This is a genomic window from Pseudomonas sp. JE3303 (assembly GCF_056312565.1).
In genome coordinates this window covers 158,768-183,903 of sequence record NZ_JBWGIF010000004.1, presented here as the reverse complement: position 1 = coordinate 183,903, position 25,136 = coordinate 158,768, and the positions used below count along the sequence as shown (strand labels likewise).

22 protein-coding genes are annotated in these 25,136 nt (G+C 62.5%); 5 read left to right on the top strand and 17 right to left on the bottom strand.

The window, feature by feature from the left end; translation table 11 throughout:
- Window positions 1-70 precede the first annotated feature (70 nt).
- The 3 genes from AC0ZZU_RS07865 to AC0ZZU_RS07855 all read right to left on the bottom strand — a co-directional run bounded on the left by AC0ZZU_RS07865 (window position 71) and on the right by AC0ZZU_RS07855 (window position 1,974).
- Window positions 71-649, bottom strand: coding sequence for a DUF2780 domain-containing protein (locus AC0ZZU_RS07865; RefSeq protein WP_476339939.1), 579 nt, complete (start codon window positions 647-649; stop codon window positions 71-73).
- 197 nt (window positions 650-846) lie between these two features.
- Complete coding sequence (locus tag AC0ZZU_RS07860; protein WP_476340041.1) at window positions 847-1,710, bottom strand: RNA-guided endonuclease InsQ/TnpB family protein; 864 nt, start codon at window positions 1,708-1,710, stop codon at window positions 847-849.
- A gap of 81 nt (window positions 1,711-1,791) precedes the next feature.
- Complete coding sequence (locus tag AC0ZZU_RS07855) at window positions 1,792-1,974, bottom strand: hypothetical protein (RefSeq protein WP_476339938.1); 183 nt, start codon at window positions 1,972-1,974, stop codon at window positions 1,792-1,794.
- A gap of 242 nt (window positions 1,975-2,216) precedes the next feature.
- Here AC0ZZU_RS07855 and AC0ZZU_RS07850 point away from each other — a divergent pair, with 242 nt between their 5' ends.
- Both AC0ZZU_RS07850 and AC0ZZU_RS07845 read left to right on the top strand, forming a co-directional pair.
- Complete coding sequence (locus tag AC0ZZU_RS07850) at window positions 2,217-3,176, top strand: RHS repeat-associated core domain-containing protein (protein WP_476339937.1); 960 nt, start codon at window positions 2,217-2,219, stop codon at window positions 3,174-3,176.
- 122 nt (window positions 3,177-3,298) lie between these two features.
- Window positions 3,299-4,267 carry an RHS repeat-associated core domain-containing protein gene (locus AC0ZZU_RS07845; protein ID WP_476339936.1) on the top strand — a complete coding sequence of 323 codons (969 nt, stop codon included), beginning with the start codon at window positions 3,299-3,301 and terminating at the stop codon, window positions 4,265-4,267.
- Window positions 4,268-4,327: 60 nt separating this feature from the next.
- Here AC0ZZU_RS07845 and fdhA read toward each other — a convergent pair whose 3' ends face one another.
- From fdhA to glyA, 7 genes are all read right to left on the bottom strand, one after another.
- Complete coding sequence (gene fdhA, locus AC0ZZU_RS07840; RefSeq protein ID WP_476339935.1) at window positions 4,328-5,527, bottom strand: formaldehyde dehydrogenase, glutathione-independent; 1,200 nt, start codon at window positions 5,525-5,527, stop codon at window positions 4,328-4,330.
- 194 nt (window positions 5,528-5,721) lie between these two features.
- Complete coding sequence (gene purU / locus AC0ZZU_RS07835; RefSeq protein WP_476339934.1) at window positions 5,722-6,579, bottom strand: formyltetrahydrofolate deformylase; 858 nt, start codon at window positions 6,577-6,579, stop codon at window positions 5,722-5,724.
- A gap of 11 nt (window positions 6,580-6,590) precedes the next feature.
- The gene (locus AC0ZZU_RS07830) at window positions 6,591-7,223 is read right to left on the bottom strand and encodes a sarcosine oxidase subunit gamma (protein WP_476339933.1); all 633 of its coding nucleotides are present in this window, start codon (window positions 7,221-7,223) and stop codon (window positions 6,591-6,593) included.
- Window positions 7,224-7,323: 100 nt separating this feature from the next.
- A complete protein-coding gene (locus tag AC0ZZU_RS07825) occupies window positions 7,324-10,341 on the bottom strand; it encodes a sarcosine oxidase subunit alpha (protein WP_476339932.1) in 3,018 nt (1,005 codons plus the stop codon).
- Window positions 10,338-10,670 (bottom strand): sarcosine oxidase subunit delta, encoded by a 333-nt coding sequence (locus AC0ZZU_RS07820; protein ID WP_476339931.1) that lies wholly within the window; start codon window positions 10,668-10,670, stop codon window positions 10,338-10,340. The genes AC0ZZU_RS07825 and AC0ZZU_RS07820 overlap by 4 nt, the downstream gene beginning before the upstream one ends.
- A gap of 14 nt (window positions 10,671-10,684) precedes the next feature.
- Complete coding sequence (locus AC0ZZU_RS07815; RefSeq protein ID WP_158461160.1) at window positions 10,685-11,935, bottom strand: sarcosine oxidase subunit beta family protein; 1,251 nt, start codon at window positions 11,933-11,935, stop codon at window positions 10,685-10,687.
- A gap of 15 nt (window positions 11,936-11,950) precedes the next feature.
- Window positions 11,951-13,204: a serine hydroxymethyltransferase gene (gene glyA, locus AC0ZZU_RS07810; protein WP_476339930.1), complete on the bottom strand. Its 1,254-nt coding sequence runs from the start codon at window positions 13,202-13,204 to the stop codon at window positions 11,951-11,953.
- Between the two features lie 257 nt (window positions 13,205-13,461).
- Here glyA and AC0ZZU_RS07805 point away from each other — a divergent pair, with 257 nt between their 5' ends.
- Window positions 13,462-14,502 (top strand): threonine aldolase family protein, encoded by a 1,041-nt coding sequence (locus tag AC0ZZU_RS07805; RefSeq protein ID WP_476339929.1) that lies wholly within the window; start codon window positions 13,462-13,464, stop codon window positions 14,500-14,502.
- A gap of 214 nt (window positions 14,503-14,716) precedes the next feature.
- On the opposite strand, the gene AC0ZZU_RS07800 is transcribed toward AC0ZZU_RS07805, so the two are convergent.
- Both AC0ZZU_RS07800 and AC0ZZU_RS07795 read right to left on the bottom strand, forming a co-directional pair.
- Window positions 14,717-15,019: a cell division protein ZapA gene (locus AC0ZZU_RS07800; protein ID WP_476339928.1), complete on the bottom strand. Its 303-nt coding sequence runs from the start codon at window positions 15,017-15,019 to the stop codon at window positions 14,717-14,719.
- Window positions 15,016-15,246, bottom strand: a complete 231-nt coding sequence (locus tag AC0ZZU_RS07795; RefSeq protein WP_476339927.1) for a hypothetical protein — start codon at window positions 15,244-15,246, stop codon at window positions 15,016-15,018. The genes AC0ZZU_RS07800 and AC0ZZU_RS07795 overlap by 4 nt, the downstream gene beginning before the upstream one ends.
- A 218-nt stretch (window positions 15,247-15,464) precedes the next feature.
- On the opposite strand from AC0ZZU_RS07795, the gene AC0ZZU_RS07790 reads away from it, so the two are divergent.
- On the top strand, window positions 15,465-17,147 hold the full coding sequence (locus AC0ZZU_RS07790; protein WP_476339926.1) for a methyl-accepting chemotaxis protein: 1,683 nt from the start codon (window positions 15,465-15,467) through the stop codon (window positions 17,145-17,147).
- A 126-nt stretch (window positions 17,148-17,273) separates the two neighbouring features.
- Here AC0ZZU_RS07790 and gbcB read toward each other — a convergent pair whose 3' ends face one another.
- Entirely contained in the window at window positions 17,274-18,374 is a 1,101-nt protein-coding gene (gene gbcB, locus AC0ZZU_RS07785; RefSeq protein WP_476339925.1) for a glycine-betaine demethylase subunit GbcB, read from the bottom strand.
- A 281-nt stretch (window positions 18,375-18,655) separates the two neighbouring features.
- Between gbcB and gbcA the strand changes: the two genes are divergently transcribed.
- Entirely contained in the window at window positions 18,656-19,948 is a 1,293-nt protein-coding gene (gbcA, locus tag AC0ZZU_RS07780; RefSeq protein ID WP_476339924.1) for a glycine-betaine demethylase subunit GbcA, read from the top strand.
- Window positions 19,949-19,998: 50 nt separating this feature from the next.
- On the opposite strand, the gene AC0ZZU_RS07775 is transcribed toward gbcA, so the two are convergent.
- From AC0ZZU_RS07775 to dgcB, 4 genes are all read right to left on the bottom strand, one after another.
- Window positions 19,999-20,769 carry an RHS repeat-associated core domain-containing protein gene (locus tag AC0ZZU_RS07775; protein ID WP_476339923.1) on the bottom strand — a complete coding sequence of 257 codons (771 nt, stop codon included), beginning with the start codon at window positions 20,767-20,769 and terminating at the stop codon, window positions 19,999-20,001.
- Between the two features lie 218 nt (window positions 20,770-20,987).
- Window positions 20,988-21,758, bottom strand: a complete 771-nt coding sequence (gene etfB / locus AC0ZZU_RS07770) for an electron transfer flavoprotein subunit beta (protein WP_476339922.1) — start codon at window positions 21,756-21,758, stop codon at window positions 20,988-20,990.
- Window positions 21,759-21,768: 10 nt separating this feature from the next.
- Complete coding sequence (etfA, locus tag AC0ZZU_RS07765; RefSeq protein ID WP_476339921.1) at window positions 21,769-22,989, bottom strand: electron transfer flavoprotein subunit alpha; 1,221 nt, start codon at window positions 22,987-22,989, stop codon at window positions 21,769-21,771.
- On the bottom strand, window positions 22,989-24,947 hold the full coding sequence (gene dgcB, locus AC0ZZU_RS07760) for a dimethylglycine demethylation protein DgcB (RefSeq protein WP_476339920.1): 1,959 nt from the start codon (window positions 24,945-24,947) through the stop codon (window positions 22,989-22,991). Before dgcB ends, etfA begins: the two co-directional genes overlap by 1 nt.
- Between the last annotated feature and the right edge of the window lie 189 nt (window positions 24,948-25,136).

Sequence of the window (25,136 nt, the reverse complement as noted above, 5' to 3'; positions counted from 1 at the left end):
AGGCCCTGAGCGACACAGCAGGTTCATGCCTGTGCTGCCTTGTCCCGGCCCCAGAATGCAACGAATGGACTTACACCGAAGGTGGTGTCGCTACCGTAGCCGGCGTCCCCCAAAGGCTGCCCAGGCTCTGCAGCAACGATCCACCAATCCCCTGCTGCCCCAGATACTGGAGAATCAGCGGCGCGAACTGTCCGATCATCCCCGTATCCATGCCCAGCGCGCTGAAAGCGCTGTTCAGGTCATTGCGATCCTCGACATTGCCCAGCGCATTGCTCAGCGCCGACTTGCTCTCGCTGTTCTTGCCCAGCAGCTCGCCCAGCCCACTAAGCCCACCCAGCGCGTTGGCGCCGGAGATCAGATCCAGGCCCGGGACGGCCTTGGTCAGCTGTGAGTAATCGGCATCGCTCAGGTTGTTGCGGGCAAGGCCCAGCATCGCGCCCGCGCCGCCGACGGCCTGCTCAGGCGTGACCTTGAGCTCACTGCCGAGGGTATTGAGCAGATTGGCCGAAGCCTCGGGTGCCTGCACGGCCGCGCCCTGCTGGTTCTGGTTCTGCATGGCCGACACGGCATTGGCCGCATCGTTGAGGTTGAATGCGAACACCGGGCTCGCGGCCAGGGTCATCAAGGTTGCCAGGGTGAATGCTTTCATCGGAAGGACCTCGTCGGCCGTTGTGGCCAGGGGAAAACGAGGTGTTGGACTGGGGCTCGCGAGGATTGTTCCAGGCCGACCGTCTTTCAGGGGTGCTTGCACGACGACCAGGAAGTAACGAGACCTTTGACATCCTCCCCCACCTCACCTTGATAGGCGCCAGCTTTCGCTGGAAAGGAGGGGGATTCCCTACTGCGTCAGTCGGCGTGAGCCGGCTGCTCGCTTCGATGGGTTCCTGCTGCTGGCGGCACTGAAACACCCCTCACTTCACAGGCGATCCGGCCAATTGTCCTGGCCTTTGGGCTATTCAATCCACGTCCTCGGATATTCTTCGAAGCCACCAGATCCGCATTCTCGGTGTGGCCGCAGGCCATGCATAGAAACACGCTTTGGCGCTTTCTGTTTTCAGCGCAAGTGTGGCCACAGACCGGGCACTCACGACTGGTATTCGCCGGTGGCACAGCTACCAACCAACCACCTTGCCATGCGGACTTGTAGTCCAACTGGCGGCGTAATTCGCCCCAGCCCTGATCCAGGATCGACTTCAGGCCTGATTTGGCTTGGACGTTCCGACCTGGTGCTGCCAGGGTACCGCTGGCCGAACGACTCATGTTTTTGACCTGCAGATCCTCGACGACAATCATCGTGTGGTTTTTGCTGATGACGTGTGAGGTCTTGTGCAGGAAGTCGTTTCGGGCGTTGGCAATCCGGCTGGGGATGCGCTGGACGGGGGCTTTGGCGCGCTTCCAGTTGCTGCTGAATTTGACCTTGCGGCTCATCTGACGCTGAGCCTTGGCCAGCCGAACCTCATGTCGCTTGAAGCTCGACAGCGGCTGGATCACGGTCTCTTTCTGGCCGTCCCAAAGCGTGGCGAAGCGGACAATGCCCATGTCGATGCCCACCGCTGTGGCGGCTGGATGGCAAGGCTCTGCCACTTTTCGCGCCGTCTGGATGGACACGTACCAGCGGCCATCTTTCAGGCTGACTGTGACGTTTCTGACCAGACCAAGAACCTTGCGGCTGCTTCGGTATTTCAGCCAACCGAGCTTCGGCAGAAGGATTCTTTCGCCAGCCTGGTCAAGCTTGATCCCACCTCCACAGGTACTGCATGCATCCTCGCAATGTACAGGTGCTAGCTCATCTCAATGAAACGAGGATTCAGGTGCTTTCCTGAGCGCGCCGACCACTGCATCCGCTTGCCCAAGCGCTATCTCGATGTTGTGCATCCCGACTACCAGCAATTGTTTCACCTCATCTTCGGCCGCAGCCTGATTCGCATGAAAGCAATCGATGTAGGAAAAGGTCAGGTAATGGCAGAGATTCATCAGCACTTCTTCGATCGACAGAGCGCGTAGGATATTTCTCTCCTCTCAAATTTCCCAGTAATTAAATGTTTCGAGGCGCTGCGGGAGGGATGAATCGGAGCCTTTCTGGCTCGGCATGAGTCAATACAGTGAATGTCACCTGATATTTCTATCAGTTGCGAGGACTTTACTCAGCCGAAGACACTGAATAACCGAGCCCGATGCTCCGGCGCAGGGCCTGTACCAGAGTGAGGATAAGCGTTTTGACAATCAACCTTCGTAAGGCTACATATTTTTATCAACGTGGCACGCTAAGCACAATCAGTACGGAAACATATAGTCGGACTTTATTTCGCCATGAACATCTTCCCTTAGCCGAAAACCACAAAGAAACAAAAACCAGTGAACAAAAGCTGCTCGCAACCGACATCCAGAGTTCAATTATAAACTCTCAGAGCCCAAGCTATTCCCTACCGCACAATTATAGCGCTTTCGGACATACCACAAGCCTACATGACGGTGGATCAAGCTTAGGATTCAATGGTGAGCTACATGAAAAATCAGGTTTTTATATCTTGGGTAACGGCTATCGTGCTTTCAGCCCTGTATCAATGCGATTTTTATCGCCCGATAGTTTGAGCCCATTTCATGATGGCGGGTTAAACGCCTACGCATATTGCAGCAACGACCCGATAAACCATATCGATCCATCCGGGCAAGTCAGAGTACCTCAGTTACTTAAATCGCTGCTCGGCTTGAAAAACCCGAAGCGGCCAACCGTCAGCCGGGAGGGTACGTCACCAAAATCGCCTATAACAGACCGAAAGGCACACGCAACAACTGTAAAAGATAAAATTGCGGTGAGAAAAAAAGCTACAAGAACGAGCGAAATTATTACCGCCTCCCATGCTAGCTCTGTAACTAAGAGCGACCTGAAGCGGTCTCCCTCCGCACCTTCACTTCGTGACCTGGATCCGTATTACGACGCTTCCGCACCCAGTCTAGGCGGAAACTATACACCGGATGAAGTTAGATATTTCAACAAGCTCAACGAGATGAATATTCGGAATGTCAAACTACTGAGTGGCATTAAAGAACGGGAATCCAGAATAATCCTAATGGGCTTCATAGACTCTTACAGCAGCGAAACCAACAGAATGCTAGGTGAGACCAGATACAGGCCCGACCCCGCCAACATCAGTAGTATTTTGCGAAAGTCATAGATAACAAGCACCTCGACCCACATTAAAAACAGTGATGCCCCGCAGGGGCTTCACTCGGTCATTCACGCGGATTAAAAACCCATCGTCTCGCATCGATTTGCAAGTCCAGGAACCCAATAGCGATGACCAATCACCAGACCGCCTCACTGTTTTTCTATCAAGGCGAGAAACTGCTAACCGTGAAGGAACGCGCGAAAAACCGCACTGTACTGCGGGGCGCGAACCTCCATCTCGCCGAACTGCACAGTGCCCTCGAACCAGCGCCTGCCCTGCTGCTTGCCACCGACGACAGAGGTTCTCCACTCCATGTGAAGCACAAGCAACAGGACGCTTCCTACTGTTACACGGCATACGGTTACGATCCGAATCCCCGCCCGTCTGCACCAATCCTGCTTGGGTTCAACGGAGAGCGGCGAGAAACTCTTATCGGCTCCTACTTCCTCGGTAACGGCTACCGCACCTATGTCCCTTCCATGAGGCGATTCGGCTCACCTGACAGCTGGAGTCCTTTCGGCGAGGGTGGTCTGAATGCATACAGCTACTGCACCGGAGATCCCATCAACATCGCCGATCCAAGCGGCCACATTCCGATAAGACGCTACAAATCCACCCCAAATCTTGTCGCTGCCAAATCCAGTGCGCGAACACTTGTCCGCAGCTTTTCAGAACCAGAGCTGCATATACCGTCCCCAGGTCGAAATCTTGAGGACATCGTGAATTTGCCGTTTATGGACGCCCTTATCACGCGATTGGACAACAAGGACGTGTACGCTCTTTCAACTGTCTCCAAGACTTTGCATGGGGCGATCAGCAAGCGCTCTCTTCCCAAGGCGAGCCAGCTAGCGGGTTCCACTGAGTTTCTGGATGCATGGGAAGGGACACCTCACGGCATTCTGCCCGTTCATATCCTGCAAAAAGCCAAGGAAGCCTATCCAGCGTTCAAGGGTACGGGGAGAGACCTGATGGAGATATTTCGAATGTCCAGGAATGCGGATGACTATTCACACTCCAGCCCCCAGATTTTTATCGGGCACAGAGGGGCGCTTGGTATCCGCCGAGGTGACCAACGAGACTACGTCAGTCCCCGGTGAGCTGCCTGAGCTGAGCCAAGCGGCTTACGATACCCCCCGAGGGGGGCATCGTTGCGTAGGTCACGCCGCACTAAACGTCTTGTGCGGATCAATCACAAACTTCTTCGGCACGCCCGCATCGAACTCGCCATACCCCTGCGGCGCCTGGTCCAGGCTGATCACCTGTACGCCCACCACTTCGGCGATATTGATGCGGTCCCACATGATGGCCTGCATCAGTTGGCGGTTGTACTTCATGGTCGGCGTCTGGCCGGTATGGAAGCTGTGCGACTTCGCCCAGCCAAGACCAAAGCGAATGCTCAGTGCGCCGAGTTTCGCGGCGGCATCGACAGCGCCTGGGTCTTCGGTCACGTACAGGCCGGGGATGCCGATCTTGCCGGCCACGCGGGTCACCTGCATCAAGGAGTTGAGCACGGTGGCCGGGGCTTCGTGCTTGACGCCCTCGTGACCATGGCCGCGCGCCTCGAACCCAACGGCGTCGATGGCGCAGTCCACTTCCGGTTCGCCAAGGATGTCGACGATCTGCTCGTGCAACGGGGTGTCCTTGGACAGGTCGACCACTTCGAAGCCCTGGGACTTGGCGTGAGCCAGGCGGGCCGCGTTGAGGTCGCCGACGATGACCACGGCAGCGCCCAGCAGACGGGCAGATGCAGCGGCAGCCAGGCCGACCGGGCCGGCGCCTGCGACATACACCGTGCTGCCTGGCCCGACGCCTGCGGTGACAGCGCCATGGTAGCCGGTCGGCAGGATGTCGGAGAGGCAGGTCAGGTCACGGATCTTCTCCATGGCCTTGTCGCGGTCGGGCAGTTTCAGCAGGTTGAAATCGGCATAGGGCACGAGCACGTATTCGGCCTGCCCGCCGGTCCAGTCACCCATGTCGACGTAGCCATAGGCGCCACCGGGACGGCCTGGGTTCACGGTCAGGCAGACACCGGTGTGCTGCTCCTGGCAGGAGCGGCAACGACCGCAGGCGACGTTGAACGGCACCGAGACCAGGTCGCCGATCTGCAGGCGCTCCACATCGCGCCCCTTCTCGATGATTTCACCGGTGATCTCGTGGCCCAGCACCAGGCCGACCTGTGCAGTGGTGCGGCCGCGGACCATGTGCTGGTCGGAGCCGCAGATGTTGGTGGACACCACCTTGAGGATTACCCCGTGCTCGATCTTCTTGCCGCGGGGATCTTGCATTTTGGGGTAGTCGATTTTCTGTACTTCGACTTTTCCGGAGCCGAGATACACCACTCCACGATTGCCAGACATGCTCTTACCTCGCTTGATTTGTAGTTATGCAGCGGTGGTGGAAGCGCCGCCCGTCCTGGGCTGCATTGGATACTGGAATGGGAGAATTGTCGGCTTGTTGCCGGGGGTGGGCGTGGCTGGATGCGACAGTGACTTGTCTATTAGCGTTTGGCGGGGGAGTTGGCGCGATTGGGCTGCAATGCAGCCCACCGGTCTCAGAGCACCACGGTCCGATTGGCGTTCAAGAACACCCGCCGCTCGATGTGATACCCAACGGCCCGGGCCAGTGTCAGCCCTTCGATATCGCGCCCCTTGGCAATCAGGTCCTCGGGGTAATGACTGTGATCCACCACCTCGACGCCCTGCGCGATGATCGGCCCTTCGTCCAGGTCGTTGTTGATGTAGTGCGCGGTAGCGCCAACCATCTTCACGCCCTTGTTGTACGCCTGGTGATAGGGCTTGGCACCCTTGAAGCCCGGCAGCAGGGAGTGATGGATATTGATGGCCCAGCCATCGAGCCTGCGGCAAAGCTCTGGCGACAACACCTGCATGTAGCGCGCGAGGATCACCAGTTCGGCGCCGGTTTCCTCGATTACCTGCAACACCTTGCGCTCTTGCGCCGGTTTGTCCTTGGGATCGAGGGCAAAGTGGTAATAGGGAATACGATGCCAGTGCGCCAGGGGTTCGAGGTCGGGGTGGTTGGACACCACGGCGACCACGTCCATGGCCAGCTGGCCGATGCGTTGGCGGTACAGCAGGTCGTTGAGGCAGTGATCGGCCTTGGACACCATGATCACCACCTTGGGGCGGTGATTGGGTGCGGTCAGCTCGAAGGCCATGCCAAAGGCGTCGCTGCGCTCGGCGAGGCCGGCGCGGAAGCCGACCTCGTCGAAGTCGTCCGGCTGGCGAAACTCCACGCGAATGAAGAAGCGTCCAGAGAGCCGGTCGTCAAACGAGTGATGCTCCGTGACGTAGCAACGCTGCTCGTAGAGAAACCGCGTGACCACGTCGACGGTGCCGAGCAGGCTCGGGCAATCGGCGGTCAGGATCCAGGTGTCCGGTGCTCGGCTCATGCGGTGCGCTCCTAGGCTTCGATGCTCAGGCCGTATTCGGCCGAAGCGTCCTGCAGCCACATCCACCAGTAATCGGAGAAACTGCGGCGGATCACCAGCTCCCAGGTGTCTTCGGCGGTGCGGCGAATCACCAGTTGCGACTTGGCGAACACGGTGCCCACGGCCTTGCCGACCGGGAAGTTGTTGGGGTGCACGTCGTAGCTGGTGGATTTCATCAGTACTTCGCGCACGTTGGGGCCGCGCAGTTCAAGCAGGCTTTGCCCGCCGCTGACGTTGACCACCTGGATATGCTGGCCCTCGAGGGCCGCTCGCAGCTTTTGCTCGACCTCGAACTCCTGGCCGCCCGGGACGATCAGCAGCCACTCATCGGGCCCTACCCACTGCAGCGAGGTGCCGCCATTGGCGACCACGGTCAGGGCGACAGGCAGCTCAAGGCCCAGGGCCTTGTGCACGCCGCTGGCGAAGGCGGCGTCATGGCCGTTGCCGCGAATGGTGAGGTGACCGAGGAATTTTTTCTCGCGCAGGATCACGCCTGCGTTCTTGCGGCCCTTGCCGATCAGGCTCGACAGGTCGCCATGGTGCAGCGGCGACTCGGCCTTGACGGAGCCGCTGGGGTTTTGCTGGTAGACGTTGGTAGCGCTCATTTGTTACCTGCCTTGAATTCTTGTGCCAGGAGCGGCGCAGATCCTGTGGGGGCGGCGGCTCGCCGCTCCCACAAGGTTCCATGCCCGCCGTTCAGGGGCCTTATACGTTCTGCTGCTCACCCTTCGGATCGAAGAACACCGCCGAACAGATCTCTGCCTCGATCACGCTTCCATCGGCCTGCGGCGAGTACACCCGCTCGCCCATGCGCTTGAGGCCGCCCTTGACCACGCCCATCGCGAACGAATAGCCCACGGAGTTGGCGGCGTAGCTGGAGGTGACGTGACCGACCATGTCCATCGGGATCGGCTGCTTGGGATCGAACACCAGCTGAGCGCCTTCCGGCAGCCATTTGGCAGGATCCACAGGCTTGAGGCCGACCAGCTGCTTGCGGTTTTCGCGCACGCAGTCTTCGCGGTTCATGCCACGCAGGCCGATCCACGAGAACGGCTTGTTGCGGCCCACGCACCAGCTCATGTTCAGGTCGTCCGGGGTCATCGAGCCGTCGGTATCCTGGCCGACGATGATGAAGCCCTTCTCGGCACGCAGTACGTGCATGGTCTCGGTGCCATACGGGGTCAGGTTGTACTTCTTGCCCGCCTCGACGATCTTCTCCAGCACACCCATGGCGTAGTTGGCCTGGATGTTCACTTCATACGAAAGCTCGCCGGTGAACGAGATCCGGAACACCCGGGCCGGCACGCCAGCCACCAGGCCTTCCTTCCAGGTCATGAACGGGAAGGCTTCCTTGTCCAGGTCGATGTCGGTGACTTCGCTCAGCAGCTTGCGGCTGTTGGGACCGGACAGGGTCAGGGTTGCCCAGTGGTCGGTGACCGAGGTGAAGTACACCTTGAGCTCCGGCCATTCGGTTTGCAGGTAGAGCTCCAGCCACTGCAGCACGCGGGCAGCGCCGCCGGTGGTGGTGGTCATGATGAAATGGTTTTCGGCGATACAGGCAGTCACGCCGTCGTCGAAGACCATGCCGTCTTCCTTGCACATCAGGCCGTAGCGGGCCTTGCCCACGTCGAGCTTGGTCCAGGCGTTGGTGTACACGCGGTTGAGGAACTCGCGGGCGTCCGGCCCCTGGATGTCGATCTTGCCCAGGGTCGAGGCGTCGAGCAGGCCGACGCTGTCACGCACGGCCTTGCACTCGCGGGCCACGGCGGTGTGGATATCTTCACCGGCTTTAGGGAAGTACCAAGGTCGCTTCCACTGGCCGACGTCCTCGAACTCGGCGCCGTTCTTCACGTGCCAGGCATGCAGCGCGGTGAAGCGCACAGGCTCGAACAGGTGGCCACAATGGCGCCCGGCAATCGCACCGAAGGTGATCGGCGTGTAGTTGGGGCGGAACATGGTGGTGCCCATCTCGGGGATGGTGATGCCCATCGAACGGGCGGCGATGGCCAGGCCGTTGATGTTGCCCAGCTTGCCCTGGTCGGTGCCAAAGCCCAGCGCGGTGTAGCGCTTGACGTGCTCGACCGACTCGAAGCCCTCGCGGGTAGCCAGCTCGATGCCGGCGGCGGTGACGTCGTTCTGCTGGTCGACGAACTGCTTGGGCGCACGGTTGGTGCTCTTGTCGTGCGGCACCTGGAACAGCGCGACGGTGGCCTCTTCCTTGCGTGCGATCACTTTCGGCAGGCTGCCGGTGGTGGCCTTGAAGCCGGCTTCGGTGGCTGCGCGCACGCCGCCCTCGAAGCCATCGGCCAAGCTGTCACCCAGGGCGTAGACGCCGTTGATACCGCCGACGCAGACGCGCTTCTGCGGTGCATCGCCCGGCACGAAGCCGAGAATGTCTTCACGCCAGACAGGACGCCCGCCCAGGTGAGATGCCAGGTGGACGACCGGACTGTAGCCGCCGGAGGTCGCGACCAGGTCGCAGTCCAGCCATTCGCCAGGACTGGTGACCTTGTGTGCCTTCACATCGATCGCCGCCACGCGGGCTGCGGTGACGTGCTTGGTGCCACGGGCTTCGATCACGGCGCTGGAGGTGAGGATACGGATACCCTTGGCACGTGCTTCCTCGACCAGCGAGCCACGCGGGTTGTGGCGCGCGTCAGCGATGGCGACCACTTGCAGGCCGGCGTCATGCCAGTCCAGGGCGGTGCGGTAGGCGTGGTCGTTGTTGGTCGCCAGCACCAGCTTGCGGCCCGGGGCCACGCCGTAACGGCGCACGTAGGTGGAGATAGCGCCGGCCACCATGTTGCCCGGCACGTCGTTGTTGCCGTAGACCAGCGGACGCTCGTGGGCGCCGGTGGCCAGCACCACGCGCTTGGCGCGGACGCGGTGGATGCGCTGGCGTACCTGGCCGATCGGGGCGCGGTCACCGAGGTGATCGGTCAGGCGCTCGTGGATCGTCAGGAAGTTGTGGTCGTGATAGCCGTTGACCGTGGCGCGTGGCAGCAGGGTCACTTCGGGCAGGCTTTCGAGCTCGGAGAGCACGGCCAGGACCCAGTCGGCGGCAGGCTTGCCGTCGAGGGTCTCGCGGCTGTCGAGCAGGCTGCCGCCGAACTCTTCCTGCTCATCGGCGAGGATCACGCGGGCGCCGCTGCGACCAGCCGCCAGGGCGGCGGCCAGGCCTGCCGGGCCTGCGCCCACCACCAGCACGTCGCAGTGCTGGTTCATGTAGTCGTAGGTGTCCGGGTCGTTCTGCAAGGGCGAACGGCCAAGGCCTGCGGCCTTGCGGATGTACTTCTCGTAGGTCATCCAGAACGACTTGGGATACATGAAGGTCTTGTAGTAGAACCCGGGCGGCATCATGCTGCCGCCGACCTTGCCGATGATGCCCATCATGTCGTTGTTGACGTTCGGCCAGCCGTTGGTGCTGGTGGCAACCAGGCCCGAATACAGGGCTTGCTGGGTGGCACGCACGTTGGGGATCTGGGTCGCTTCGCTGGAGCCGATCTGCAGGATCGCGTTCGGCTCTTCGGCACCGGCGGCGATGATGCCGCGCGGACGCGAGTACTTGAAGCTGCGCCCGACGATGTCGACGCCGTTGGCCAGCAGCGCCGCGGCCAGGCTGTCACCGGCATAGCCCTGGTAGGTCTTGCCGTTGAAGGTGAACGACAGAACCTTGCTGCGATCGATCCGGCCGCCGCTGGACAGGCGATAGGTCTGGCTCATGCTTTTTCTCCCTGACCTTTGACGGTCGACTGCGCAGGGCTCTGCTTGCCGGCGGTCACTTGTGGTTTCTCGCCGATCTTGTAGGTTTCCATGATCTCGTAGGTCACCGTGTCACGGGTCGCGTTGAAATACTGGCGGCACCCGGCAACGTGGTCCCACAGCTCGTGGTGCAGGCCGCGCGGGTTGTCACGGAAGAACATGTACTCGCCCCACTCGGCATCGGTGCAGGCATTGGCGTCCAGCGGGCGGGCGATGTGAGCCTGGCCCGAGCAGTGAAACTCTTCTTCGGAGCGCAGCTCGCCGCAGTGTGGACAGAAGATATGCAACATGAGGAATTCTCCTGTTAGTGGGCGACGGCGGCAGCGCCGTGTTCGTCAATAAGCGCGCCGTGGTGGAACCGCTCGATGGAAAACGGAGCGGCCAGTGGGTGCATTTCGCCCTTGGCCAGGCTCGCCGCGAAGACGTGGCCCGATCCCGGGGTGGCCTTGAAGCCGCCGGTGCCCCAGCCGCAGTTGAAGAACATGTTCTTGACCGGTGTCTTGGAGATGATCGGGCATGCGTCCGGCGAGGTGTCGACGATGCCGCCCCATTGGCGGTTCATGCGCACCCGCGAGAGGATCGGGAACATCTCGACGATCGCCTGCAGGGTGTGCTCGATGATCGGGTAGCCGCCGCGCTGGCCGTAGCCGACGAAGCCGTCGATGCCTGCGCCGATGACCAGGTCGCCCTTGTCGGACTGGCTGATGTAGCCGTGCACGGCGTTGGACATGATCACGCTGTCGATGATCGGCTTGATCGGCTCCGATACCAGGGCCTGCAGCGGGTGCGACTCGAGCGGCAGGCGGAAGCCCGCCAGGCGCGCCATGTGCCCCGAGTTACCAGCAGTGACCACGCCGACGCGCTTGGCGCCGATGAAGCCCTTGTTGGTTTCTACACCGATGACCGTGCCGTTTTCCTTGCGGAAACCGATGACTTCGGTCTGCTGGATCAGGTCGACGCCCAGGGCGTCGGCGGCACGGGCATAGCCCCAGGCCACGGCATCGTGACGGGCCACGCCGCCGCGACGCTGCACGGTGGCGCCCAGGATCGGATAACGGGTGTTCTTGGAGCAGTCCAGGTACGGGACTTCCTCGGCCACTTGCGCGGTGTTGAGCAGCTCGCCGTCGATACCATTGAGGCGGTTCGCGTTCACGCGCCGCTCCGAGTCACGGATGTCTTGCAGGGTGTGGCACAGGTTGTAGACGCCGCGCTGGGAGAACATCACGTTGTAGTTGATGTCCTGGCTCAGCCCCTCCCACAGTTTCATGGCGTGCTCGTACAACTGCGCCGACTCGTCCCACAGGTAGTTGGAACGCACGATGGTGGTGTTTCGGGCGGTGTTGCCGCCGCCCAGCCAGCCTTTCTCGACCACGGCCACGTTAGTGATGCCATGCACCTTGGCCAGGTAGTAGGCCGTGGCCAGGCCATGGCCGCCACCGCCGACGATGACCACGTCGTAGACCTTCTTCGGCGTAGGCGTGCGCCACATACGCTGCCAGTTTTCGTGATGGCTGAGGGAGTGCTTGAAGAGGCCGAAGCCAGAATAGCGTTTCATGACGGGTTGCTCCACTCAGCGGTAAACCGGGAAATCTGCGCACAGCGCCGAGACATTTTTTGCCACGTCAGCCTCGACATCGGCATCGCCGAGGTTGTCGAGGATGTCGCAGATCCAGCCGGCCAGCGCGGTGCACTGGGCAACCTTGAAGCCGCGGGTGGTAACAGCGGGGGTGCCGATACGCAGGCCCGAGGTGACGAACGGCGACTGCGGGTCGTTCGGCACGGCGTTCTTGTTGACGGTGATATGAGCGCGGCCAAGGGCGGCGTCGGCGTCCTTGCCGGTGAGGCCCTGACGGATCAGGCTGACCAGGAACAGGTGGTTGTCGGTACCACCGGAGACCACATCGAAGCCGCGGTCGATGAACACCTGGGCCATGGCCTGGGCGTTGTCGATGACCTGCTGCTGGTAGACCTTGAAGCCAGGCTCGAGGGCTTCCTTGAAGCACACGGCCTTGGCAGCGATGACATGCATCAGCGGGCCACCCTGGGCACCGGGGAACACGGCAGCGTTGAGCTTTTTCTCGATCGCCTCGTTGGACTTGGCCAGGATCAGGCCGCCACGTGGACCGCGCAGGGTCTTGTGGGTGGTGGTGGTGACCACGTCGGCGTAGGGCAGCGGGTTCGGGTACAGACCCGCCGCGACCAGACCGGCCACGTGGGCCATGTCGACGAACAGCAGTGCACCGACCTTGTCGGCGATCTCGCGGAAACGGGGGAAGTCCAGCGTCTTGGAGTAGGCCGAGAAGCCAGCGACGATCATCTTCGGCTTGTGCTCGACAGCCAGACGCTCGACTTCGTCGTAGTCGATCAGGCCGGTGTCAGTGTTGATACCGTACTGCACGGCGTTGTACAGCTTGCCCGAGGACGACACCTTGGCGCCGTGGGTGAGGTGGCCGCCGTGGGCCAGGCTCATGCCGAGGATGGTGTCGCCGGCTTGCAGCAGCGCCAGGTACACGGCGCTGTTGGCCGAAGAGCCCGAGTGCGGCTGGACGTTGGCGAAATCGGCGCCGAACAGCTGCTTGGCGCGGTCGATGGCCAGTTGCTCGACCTTGTCGACGTGTTCGCAGCCACCGTAGTAGCGCTTGCCTGGATAGCCTTCGGCATACTTGTTGGTGAGGCCGCTGCCCTGGGCCTGCATGACGCGCTTGCTGGCGTAGTTTTCCGAGGCGATCAGCTCGATGTGGTCTTCCTGACGCTGATCCTCGGCATTCATCGCCGCCAGCAGTGCATCGTCGTAACCCTGGATCTGGTCTTGCTTGCTGAACATTGTCTATCTCCCGGCAGCGATCATTTCTTGTCTGTAGGGTTCAATGACCCTTTGCAGCGATGGTATGACTGGCACGGGGTATCCAGATGCCTGCGCACGCCTTGCAATGGCGCGTTTACGACATTGGTGTGAAACGTTGCGCCCGGATGGTTCGCGTGAACGCCGCAGACACCGCGGGAGCAGTGTCTCAGGTTGTATAGGCAACCCCTCGAACGATGGTTTAGAGTGCTTTCCTGCGTCGTTCACAGGACAGTGTCATGACAGATAAAAGCCAGCAATTCGCCAGCGACAACTATTCCGGTATCTGCCCCGAAGCCTGGGCGGCCATGGAGAAGGCCAACCACGGCCACGACCGCGCCTACGGCGACGACCAATGGACGGCGCGGGCCTCGGAATACTTCCGCGAGCTGTTCGAAACCGACTGCGAGGTGTTTTTTGCCTTCAATGGCACGGCGGCCAACTCCCTGGCCCTCGCTTCCCTCTGCCAGAGCTATCACAGCGTGATCTGCTCGGAAACCGCCCACGTCGAGACCGACGAATGCGGTGCGCCGGAGTTCTTCTCCAACGGTTCCAAGCTGCTCACCGCGCGCAGCGTCGACGGCAAGTTGACCCCAGAATCCATCCGTGAGGTCGCCCTCAAGCGCCAGGACATCCACTTCCCCAAGCCGCGCGTGGTCACGCTCACCCAGGCCACAGAGGTCGGCAGCGCCTATCGGCCGGACGAACTCAAGGCCATCAGCGCCACGTGCAAGGAGCTGGGCCTGAACCTGCACATGGACGGTGCCCGCTTCAGCAACGCCTGCGCGTTCCTGGGCTGCACGCCGGCCGAGCTGACATGGAAGTCCGGCGTCGATGTGCTGTGCTTTGGCGGGACCAAGAACGGCATGGCGGTGGGCGAGGCGATCCTGTTCTTCAATCGCGCCCTGGCCGAAGACTTCGACTATCGCTGCAAGCAGGCCGGGCAGCTGGCCTCGAAGATGCGCTTTCTGTCGGCACCGTGGGTGGGGCTGCTTGAAGACGGCGCCTGGCTGCGCCACGCGGCGCATGCCAATCACTGCGCGCAATTGCTGGCGGGGCTGGTCGAGGATGTACCGGGCGTTGAACTGATGTTCCCGGTGGAGGCCAACGGGGTGTTCCTGCAGATGCCAGAGGCGGCGATCGAAGCACTGCGAGGCAAGGGCTGGAGGTTCTATACCTTCATCGGCAGCGGTGGGGCGCGGTTCATGTGTTCGTGGGATACCGAGGAAGAGCGCGTGCGGGCGCTGGCGGGGGATATCCGCGCGGTGCTGTCAGCCTGAGACCGCGGTGTGGGCTTTTTTGTAGGAGCGGCCTTGTGCCGGGACGCCGGACCGCGCGAAATGAGGGCAAAGCCCTCACCGAAGCGCATCAGTACCAGGTTTTGCAATGCTGGCAGGGAACACCGCATTCAGCCGGCCCTTGTAGCGCCTATGCGATCTTAGGGCCGCTTCGCGACACAAGGCCGCTCCTACGCAGACCTTAGGCGCCGAACAGTCAGGCGTCGCCGATCTTGCGGGCAATCACATCGACCGTGGCGCTGACCTGCTCTTGATACCGGTCAAGCGTCTCCTGATGCTCGCGCTGCAGATCGATCTGCTTCGAACACAGGTTGAGCGCCGCCAGCACCAGCAGCTTGTCGCCGATCAAGGTCGGGTACAGGCGCTTGGTGTCAGCCAGCGAGGCGTTGAGCATCTGCACGGCCTTGGACAGTGTCTGCTCCTGGCCTTCGGGCGCCTTGATCGAATAGTCGCTGCCCAGGATCGACACGACATTGATCGGCTGCGCTTGCAGTTTCATGCGCTGACGGCGCCAGCGCTGGCGCGCTCGACCAGGGCCTGGATGCGCGCGGCGGTAGCGCCGTTCTTCTCTTCCAGCTCCATCAGGTTCAGCTGCAGGCTGTCGTTCTCTTCCTTGGACTGGGCCAGCTCCTGGGCCAGGCGCTCGTTCTGCTCGCCCAGCTGAGTGTTCTTCTGTACCAGGTCGGTAACCAGTTGCTCGAGTTGATTCAGGGATGATTCCAGCATGAGACGTTCTCGGTTGGTGCAAAGGCGGACACGATAAAGAAAACCTTGCGCCCTCGCCAGGGATATCGGGAGTAGAGGCCTTGGCCTGGTGCAGATTGACCGGCGGATAACGATCTTGTTCCTGCTTCGCCCCACCATTGGTCAGGAATCCCAACCGGCGGCTCATATTTGCAACGCCGGATACTCAAGACTCGCCGGTCACGACCGATAGGCATGGCATGTCCCATTCTGTCGCATGGATCGCGCGCCCCCTTGTCCTTGCCTGGTTACCTCAAATGTCCCTTCGCAACATGAATATCGCCCCCCGTGCGCTCCTGGGGTTTGCCTTGATCGGCGCGCTGATGCTCGGCCTGGGCGTGTTCGCCCTCAACCAGATGAGCAAGATCCGCCAGGCGGGCGTTGCCATCGAGACCATCAGTGTCCCGAGCATCAAGAACCTGGGCGAGCTGACTGCCCTGAACCTGCGCATGCGCACCCTCTCCTACCGCCTGCTGCTCAACCGCGAGCCAGAGACCCAGCGGGACACTCTGCGCCTGCTTGAACAGCGCAACGCAGAGATCGACAAGACTCTCGCGGCCTACCAGCTCCTGGTCGAAGGGGCGGACGAGCGCGCAGGCTATGAGCTGTACCGCCAGTTGCTCGGCCAGTACCGGCAGATCGAATCGCGCATGCTCGTGCTGAGCCAGGCCGACCAGCTCGACGCATTGCGCACCCTGCTCAACACAGACCTGCTGGCCAACTCCGAGCAGATCAACAAGGTGATGGACGACCTGGTGCGGATCAACACCGAGCAGACCCGCCGTACCAACGCTACCGCAGCTGGCCAGTACTCCGGCGCCGTGACACTGGTCATCGCCCTGCTGGTGGCCGCCAGCCTGCTGACTTTCCTCTGCGCCTGGCTGCTGACCCGCAGCATCGTCAACCCGATCAATGAAGCACTGGACGCTGCCGAGCGCATCGCCGATGGCGACCTGACCAAGGCCGTGCATGCCGAAGGAACCGACGAGGCCGCGCGCCTGCTGCGTGCCATGGCAAAGATGCAGGACAAGCTGCGTGACACCCTGCAGCTGATTGCAGGTTCCGCCACCCAGCTGGCCTCGGCAGCCGAGGAGCTCAACTGCGTTACCGAGGAAAGCGCCCGCGGCCTGCAGCAGCAGAACAACGAAATCGTGCAGGCGGCCACGGCCGTCACCGAAATGACCAGCGCTGTCGAAGAAGTGGCGCGCAATGCCGTGAGCACCTCGCAAGCGTCGAGCGAAGCCACCCGTTCGGCTGGCGATGGCCGCGACCTGGTGCTCGAGACCGTTGGCGCCATCGAACGCATGAGCGGCGACGTACAGGCCACGGCGCAGTTGATCGGCAACCTGGCGACCGAATCGCGGGATATCGGCAAGGTCCTGGACGTGATCCGCGGCCTGGCCGACCAGACCAACCTGTTGGCGCTCAACGCCGCCATCGAGGCGGCACGGGCCGGTGAAGCGGGCCGCGGCTTTGCCGTGGTGGCCGACGAGGTTCGCGCCCTGGCCCACCGCACCCAGCAGTCGACCAGCGAAATCGAACGAATGATCGGCAGTATCCAGGGCGGTACCGGGCAGGCGGTCGACTCGATGCGCAACAGCACCGAGCGCGCGGAGTCGACCCTGAACATCGCCCGCGGCGCCGGCCTTGCGCTGGACAGCATTGCCAGCGCGGTGGCGCAGATCAACGAGCGCAACCTGGTGATCGCCAGCGCCGCCGAAGAGCAGGCTCAGGTGGCGCGGGAAGTGGACCGCAACCTCGTGAATATCAACGACCTGTCGGTACAGTCGGCAACCGGTGCGCACCAGACCAGCGCGGCGAGTGCCGAGCTGTCGCGGTTGGCGGTGGATCTGAATGGGCTGGTGGCGCGCTTCCGCGTCTGACCCGAAGATCCGCGGTGCCCCATTCGCTGGCAAGCCGGCTCCCACAGGTACTGCGCTGATGGTGAGATCTGCGCTGTACCTGTGGGGAGCTGGCTTGCCAGCGAATGGGGCACTTGCGAATCTGGATCAGTAATCGATCCGCACATCACCCTTCGGCACGCTGCAGCACGACAGGATGTACCCCTCGGCCTCATCTTCCTCGGTGATGCCGCCGTTGTGATCCATCTCCACCTCTCCGCCCAGCTTGAGCACCTTGCAGGTGCCGCAGATACCCATGCCGCAGGCCTTGGGGATCATCAGGCCGACCTTGGCCGCCGCGGCATGCACGGTCTCGCCCGGAGCCACGCGGATGCTCTTGTCGCTGCCGATGAACTCCACCAGGTTGAGCTCGGCGGCGTCGACTTCCGGCGCATCGGCCGCCTGCTCGGCGTGCTCGACGGCATCGGCCTTGGCTTCGGGCGGCGTGGCGCCAAATGACTCCTCGTGGTACCGGCTCATGTCGAAACCCGCGCCTTCGAGCAGCCGCTTGACCGCGGTCATGTACGGCGTCGGGCCGCAGCAGAACACCTCACGTTCCATGAAGTCCGGCGCGATCAGCTCCAGCAGCTTGTGGTTCAGGTAACCGCGGTACCCCGCCCACGGCTCGCCCAGGCCATGCTTCTCGCAGATGATATGCAGGCTGAAATTGGGGATCCGCGAGGCCATCTGCTCCAGCTCGCGATGGTAGATGATGTCCTTGGGCGAGCGTGCGCTGTGCACGAAGGTCATGTCGACATTGGCGTTGGTGTCGTAGAACCAGCGCGCCATGGACATCACCGGCGTGATGCCGACACCACCGCTGAGGTAGAGCATCTTTGCCGCGGGAAAATCGATGGCATTGAACAGCCCCACCGGCCCGTGCACCGCCAGCTCCTGGCCTTCGTGCAGCGTGTCGTGCAGCCAGTTCGAAACGCGCCCGCCCGGCACGCGCTTGATGGTTACCGAAAAGCTGTAGGGCACCGACGGCGCGCTCGAAATGGTGTACGAGCGCATCACTTGCTGGCCTTCGATCTCAAGCTCAAGGGTCACGAACTGGCCGGGCTTGAAGAAGAACAGAATCGGCTGGTCGGCCATGAAACAGAAGGTGCGGACGTCCCAGGTCTCCTGGATGACCTTGACGCACCGCACGATGTGGCGGCCGTTGGCCCAGGTCTGGGTCGTGACCGGATTGAGGAAGGGGTTGGACATGCTCGTCTCCACGGCCGACTGCGGCTTGATGGGAGAGATAATGCTCAAGGTGCGGGCGGCGTACATTCCCATCCGCGACATCGGCGTGCTTATCGCGACCAGCCTTGAGCTACAGGGGCTGGCGCGTCGGGAACGGATTCGGCCATGTCGTCCATGGATAAGGTTCGCGGCCCCGGCGAACGCACACTCCACGCCATAACAACACGCTGATTTTCAGCCCTGCGTCGCACAAGAACGATTAGCCACTTTCGCCGGCCTTTACTGGCCATGAGGACCACACGATGGACGTCACCGCAACCCTGAGCCTGGGCGATCCACTGGAAGCAGCACGCGGCGCCACCGCCGAAATGCTGCAGACGCGCGAGCGCACTTTCTCGCTGCCGCAACCTTTCTACAACGACGAGCGTCTGTTCCAGATCGACATGCAGGAGATCTTCCAGAAGGAATGGCTGATCGCCGGCATGACCTGCGAAATCCCGGCCAAGGGCAACTTCCTGACTCTGCAGGTCGGCACCAACCCGATCATCGTGATTCGTGGCGCCGAAGGCCAGGTACATGCCTTCCACAACGTCTGCCGTCACCGTGGCTCGCGCTTGTGCACCAGCGAAAAGGGCAAGGTGGCCAAGCTGGTCTGCCACTACCATCAATGGACCTACGAGCTCGACGGCCGCCTGCTGTTCGCCGGCACCGAGATGGGGGCCGACTTCGACATGAAGCAGTACGGCCTCAAGCCTGTGAACGTGAAGACCGCCGGCGGCTACATCTTCATCAGCCTGGCCGAGAACCCACCGGCGATCGACGAGTTCCTGGCGACCCTGTCGCACTACATGGAACCGTACGACATGGAGAACACCAAGGTGGCGGTGCAGACCACCTTGATGGAGAAGGCCAACTGGAAGCTGGTGCTGGAAAACAACCGCGAGTGCTACCACTGCAACGCTTCGCACCCCGAGTTGCTCAAGACGCTGCTGGAATGGGACGACGTCACCGACCCCCGCGCCGACCAGGCTTTCAAGGACCACGTCGCCGCCTCGGCAGCTGCCTGGGATGCCGAGAAGATCCCCTACGCCCACGCAAGCTTCGGCCTGCGCAACCGCATCGTGCGCATGCCGCTGCTCAAGGGCACCGTGTCGATGACCATGGATGGCAAGCAGGCCGTGCAGAAGCTCATGGGCCGCATCAAGAACCCGGACCTGGGCTCGATGCGCATCCTGCACCTGCCGCACTCCTGGAACCACTGCATGGGCGACCACATCATCGTCTTCACCGTATGGCCTATCAGCGCCCAGGAGACCTTGGTCAGCACCAAGTGGATCGTGCACAAGGACGCCGTCGAAGGCGTCGACTACGACCCCGAGCGCATGCGCAAGGTGTGGGACGCGACCAACGACCAGGACCGCCGCCTGGCCGAAGAGAACCAGCGCGGCATCAACTCCACCGCCTACCAGCCGGGGCCGTATTCGACGACCTACGAGTTTGGCGTGGTGAACTTCATTGACTGGTACAGCCAGCGAATGCTCAACAATCTGGGGGCCGAGCCTGCGGCGTATCTGAAGGAAGTGAAGGCGCAGTAATTCCATGAATGGCCATGCCACAGCGATTGCGCTGTGGCATGTGGGAATGCTCATACCGGCGTTTGTCTCCAGGATGACACTGGGGCCGGGGACTGACGGTCTCCCGGGAAAACACCGCTCGTCAACTCGACCGGGTAGCGCCTGATCACGGGCGCTGTCGCAATCGTGTACAGCTCGTACCCAGACAACGCCGTGGCTACTACTGAAAAAGCGGTATCAACCCACATCAATGCGTTCGAATCCGCTGCTGACAGCCGCCCTATGCCAGTACCGATACTCACGGTGGCGCTGAAACCGCCAAAGGCTGTCAACGCCGTATCCCGCGTGGTCCATCTGGATACCGGGTTCTCGGCCGTCGCAAACGTCAGATGACCACCGCGGCTTCCCGCGAGCCCCACATCCAGATCGAAATCGATCCTGGTCACGTACCCTCGGTAAGCTTTCACGGCGCTGATGGCCAGGTTGACGAACCCCCCGATAATGCTTCTTATCGGTCCAAGCCAGCTTGGAAATCGACCGGACGGGTCATGGAAATTGACGGGGTCGTTCTGGCAATACGCATAGGCATTCAACCCACCCTTCCCGAACGGGCTCAGCCGGTCCGCTGTGTGAAACCTCATCAGCACAGGGTTGAACACCCTATGGCCATTGCCCAAGTGGTAGCAACCGGTAGCGGGATCACGCATCTGGCCAGCAAAGGCGGTCATGGGCCCCGCAGTGCTGGCGTGTGCTCCATAGGCGCCATAGGCACGGGAAGGGAAATCCACACCACTCAGCGTGGAGCGCTGCGCGTCGGTCTGAATGAGAAAAGTACGGGTCATGGCAAGGCGACTCTGATTTCATGAGGCGCCAGACGCTATCAATCGAAGAGCGAGCAAATAACTCGCAAAAATATCAGTGCCAGACCCAGGTCATGCTGATCATTTTTTGATCAAAAACGGCTGAGCCCAGCACAGACGTGGGCTAGAGCAGAGCACGAACATCTTATCCACAGGCCAGACCACAGTAATTGTGGAAAGCTTTCTACTGTGCACAGATCTCAGCGCAACACACCCTCCTCCATCAGCAACTTCAGGATTGCCTGCGCCCCTTCCTGCGGCGTGAGGTCCTTGAGCACCTTGCCGCCACCGCCACTGGCCTTGGCTGTCGCGGCTTTCATGCGGTCGGCACCACTCTTGGCCTTGATTACCTTCAGACGCTTGGGGCGCGGCTTGGCGGGCTGCAGCTCGGCTTCGTTCAGCAGCGGGTCTTCGACCAGCGCCACGTTGCGCGCCGCGAGCACGCCACGGCGCGCAGGACCGAAAGCGCTCTGGCGCGGCTTGGGCGCGGCGTTATCCACAGTCGCCAGCAGCGGCAGACGCACCTTGAGCCGACGGCGCTGGCCGCGAGGCAATGCCTGGAGGATCTGCGCGGTGCCGTTCTCGATCGATTCGACTTCCGCTAGCCCCACTACCAGCGGCCAACCCAGGCGCTCGGCGAGCAGAAACGGCAGCATGCCGGAGCCTTCGCCGGTTTCGGCCTGGGTGCCGGTCAACACCAGCTGGGCGCCGGCATCGCGCAGGTAATCCCCCAGCACGCCCACTACGTCGGCGCCAGCGGGCTGTTCGAGGATGTCCAGGTGATCCAGGCCCATGCCCAGGTAGGCACGCAGCGCCTCTTCACGAGGATCGCCAGCATGCACTACCTGCAGGTTATCCCCAGCCAGCTGCAAACCCAGCTCCACCGCGCGCGCATCCTGCTCGGCGCGCCGGGCCCGGCCGGAGCCGGGATGTGCGCCAATTGAAACCAGGCTGATGACTTTGGTACTCATGCGCATGTCCTCATGCCGCGTCGCGCTGGGCGTCGCTGCGGAAGTTTTCCACAGCCTCGATCAGTGCCTTCAGAATCGCCGCGCTGTCGCCAATCACCGACAGGTCGGCCCGTTTGATCATGTCGCAGCCCGGGTCCATGTTGACCGCCACAACCTTGTCGCAGGCGCCGATGCCCTGCAGATGCTGGATCGCCCCAGAGATGCCCACGGCCATGTAGACCCTTGCCGTCACCCAGGTGCCCGTGGCGCCCACCTGACGGTTGCGCGGCATGAAGCCGTCGTCCACCGCCACCCGCGAGGCGCCTTCGGTAGCGCCCAGAACGGCTGTGGCCTTGTGGAACAGCTCCCAGTCCTTGACCCCGTTGCCACCCGACATGATGAACTCGGCCTCGGCCATGGCGATGGTCGCCGGGTCCACCGCCACCGGGCCCAGGTCGCCGATTCGCGACAGGGCACGCACCGCTTCTGTGGACAACTCCACCGGCAAGGCTTCATGCCGGGTCTCGCTGACCGGCTCGGCGCACTCCGCCGCTGCCAGGATCAGGCGTGGCACGCTGCGCTGGATGTCCTGCTGGCCGGCACCGGCGCGACCGATGCACTGGCCGTCCTTGACCTGCCAGACGCGCGTGGCCGGGCGCTCGCCCAGCGTCGCGGCCAGGCGCCGCCCCAGTTCACCGCCACCGGTGCGGCTGTCGGGCAGCAGCCAGTGACGCGGGTTGAACTGGTTATCCACAGCCCGCAGGCCCTGGACCATTTGCTCCGGTGCATAACCCTGGTACTGCTCGCCGTCGATGACCAGCAGGCGGTCGACGCCGGCTGTGGAGAAGTGATTTTCCTTGTGCTCGCCGAACACCACGGCCAGCACCGCGCCGTCGTTGCCGGCCAGGCTGTGAGCGAGGCCGAGCAGGTCGCGGTCGTGGCTGCCAAGGCGGCCACCGACCATGTCCGGGACCACGACAATGTAGAAAGCAGGAGCGGCCACCTGATGCAGCGGCAACTGCACCTCGACCGCAGCGCTGCGCTTGCTCCCGCCACCTTGCTGGGCGCCGGAGCGGTCGATGCGCTTGACTCCGTTGGGGCCGATGAAACCGACCGCATGGGGGTTCTTGCGCATGACGCCGCTGGGGCCCATCCAGCTGGTCTGCTGGGTCTGCATGGCCGCATGCAATGGGTGCAGGCGGTTACGGGCGATCCATTCGGCGCGAGGATCGCGGCGGATAATATCGCTCATCAGTGCACCTCCGCGGGTTCACGTACGGCTGTTGTCTGGGGCTTGCTCGATGGGGAAGCGGCTTCGTCTTCAAGCAGGGCATCGGCGACCAGTTCGGCAAGGTCCTTGATCTGGGGGCGCGGCTCGACCACGCCTTCGAGCATGGCGGTGCACTGTGGGCAGCCCACGGCAACCAGCTCGGCCTCGGTCTCGCGGATATCGTCCATGCGCATGTCCGGGATCCGCTGCTTGCCAGGGATATCGGTGATCGGCGCTCCGCCGCCGCCACCGCAGCAGCGCGAGCGGAAGCCCGAACGTTGCATCTCGCGCACCTCGATGCCCAACGCCTTGAGCACCTCGCGCGGGGCTTCGTACTCGCCGTTGTAGCGGCCCAGGTAGCAGGGATCGTGATAGGTCACGCTGCCGCCCTTGTGCTGGCCGAGGTTCAGGCTGCCGGCCGCGATCAGTTCGGCGATGTAGGTGCTGTGGTGCTGCACCAGGTAGCTGCCGCCGAGCGCGCCGTACTCGTTCTTGAGCACATGGAAGCTGTGCGGGTCGCAGGTGACGATACGCTTGAAGCTGTATTGGCCCAGGGTCTGGATATTGCGCTTGGCCAGTTGCTGGAACGTCGCCTCGTCACCCAGCCGCCGCGCCACGTCGCCGCTGTCGCGTTCTTCGAGGCCGAGCACGGCGAAGTCGACACCAGAAGCCTTGAGCACCTTGACGAAGGCGCGCAGGGTGCGCTGGTTGCGCATGTCGAATGCGCCATCCCCGACCCAGAACAGCACCTCGGTCTTGCGGACCTGCGACAGCAGGTTCAGGTTGAGGTCGGCCGCCCAGTTCATCCGTCCGCCGGGAGCAAAGCCGCCCGGGTTGTCGGTAGCGATGAGGTTGTCGAGCACCTCGGCGCCCTTGTTGGGCGTCGCGCCCTTTTCAAGGGTCAGGTGACGGCGCATGTCGACAATGGCATCGACGTGCTCGATCATCATCGGGCATTCCTCGACGCAAGCGCGGCACGTGGTGCACGACCACAGCGTCTCGGGATCGACCAGGCCGTTGACGATCGGCTGATGCGGATTGCCGCCATGCTCGCCGATCGGCTTGCCTGGGTACGGGCTGCCGGCGAACCTGGCGTCGGTGCCACCGGCCAGGCCGACCACCATGTCCTGGATCAGCTTCTTCGGATTCAACGGCTGGCCCGCGGCAAACGCCGGGCACGCGGCCTCGCACTTGCCGCACTGCACGCAGGCATCGAAGCCAAGCAGTTGGTTCCAGGTGAAATCCTTGGGTTTCTCGACGCCCAGCGGGGCGTTCGGGTCCTCGAGGTCGAGCGGCTTGAGGCCGGTGGAACGGCCACCGCCAAAGCGCTCGGCGCGGCGGTGCCAGGCCAGGTGCAGCGCACCGGCAAAGGCGTGTTTCATCGGCCCGCCCCAGGTCATGCCCAGGAACAGTTCCGACACACCCCAGGCCACACCCAGGCCCAGCAGCGCGACCAACAGCCAGCCGCCGGTGCCTTCGGGCAGAATCCCGGCCACCGGCAAGGTAGCGATGAAAAAGGTGACGGCGAACACCAGCAGGCTTTTCGGCAGGCGCATCCAAGGGCCCTTGGACAAGCGCGAGGGTGGGTTGAGGCGGCGCTTGAAGACGAAAATCGCACCGGTGAACATCAGGACCGTGGCGACCAGCAGGGCATAGCCGAGAATCTTGTTCTGCAGGCCGAAGCCATGCACCAGGATAGCCAGCACCGCCGACAGCACGAAGCCCCCGGCCGTGGCGACGTGGGTATTGGACATGTACTTGTCGCGCTCGACCACGTGGTGCAGGTCGACCAGGTAGCGACGCGGCATGGCCAGCAGCCCGCCGATCAGGTTGACCTTCGATGGCCGGCCACGGCGCCACATGCGCACTCGGCGAAGCGCGCCGAGCACCGCCAGTGCCAGCGCGGTGAACAGCAGAATGGGTAGCAGGGTGTTCAACATGGGAAACTCCCACAACAGCTGGATTCTTGCACCGCTCTCAAAGGCGGCGCGGACCCCTGTAGGAGCGGCCTTGTGTCGCGAAAGGGTCGCGTAGCGGCCCCCGGAGGTCAGCGGTGCTGCACAGATCCAGGGGCCGCTTCGCGACCCTTTCGCGACACAAGGCCGCTCCTACAGGGGGGCCAGTCCCGC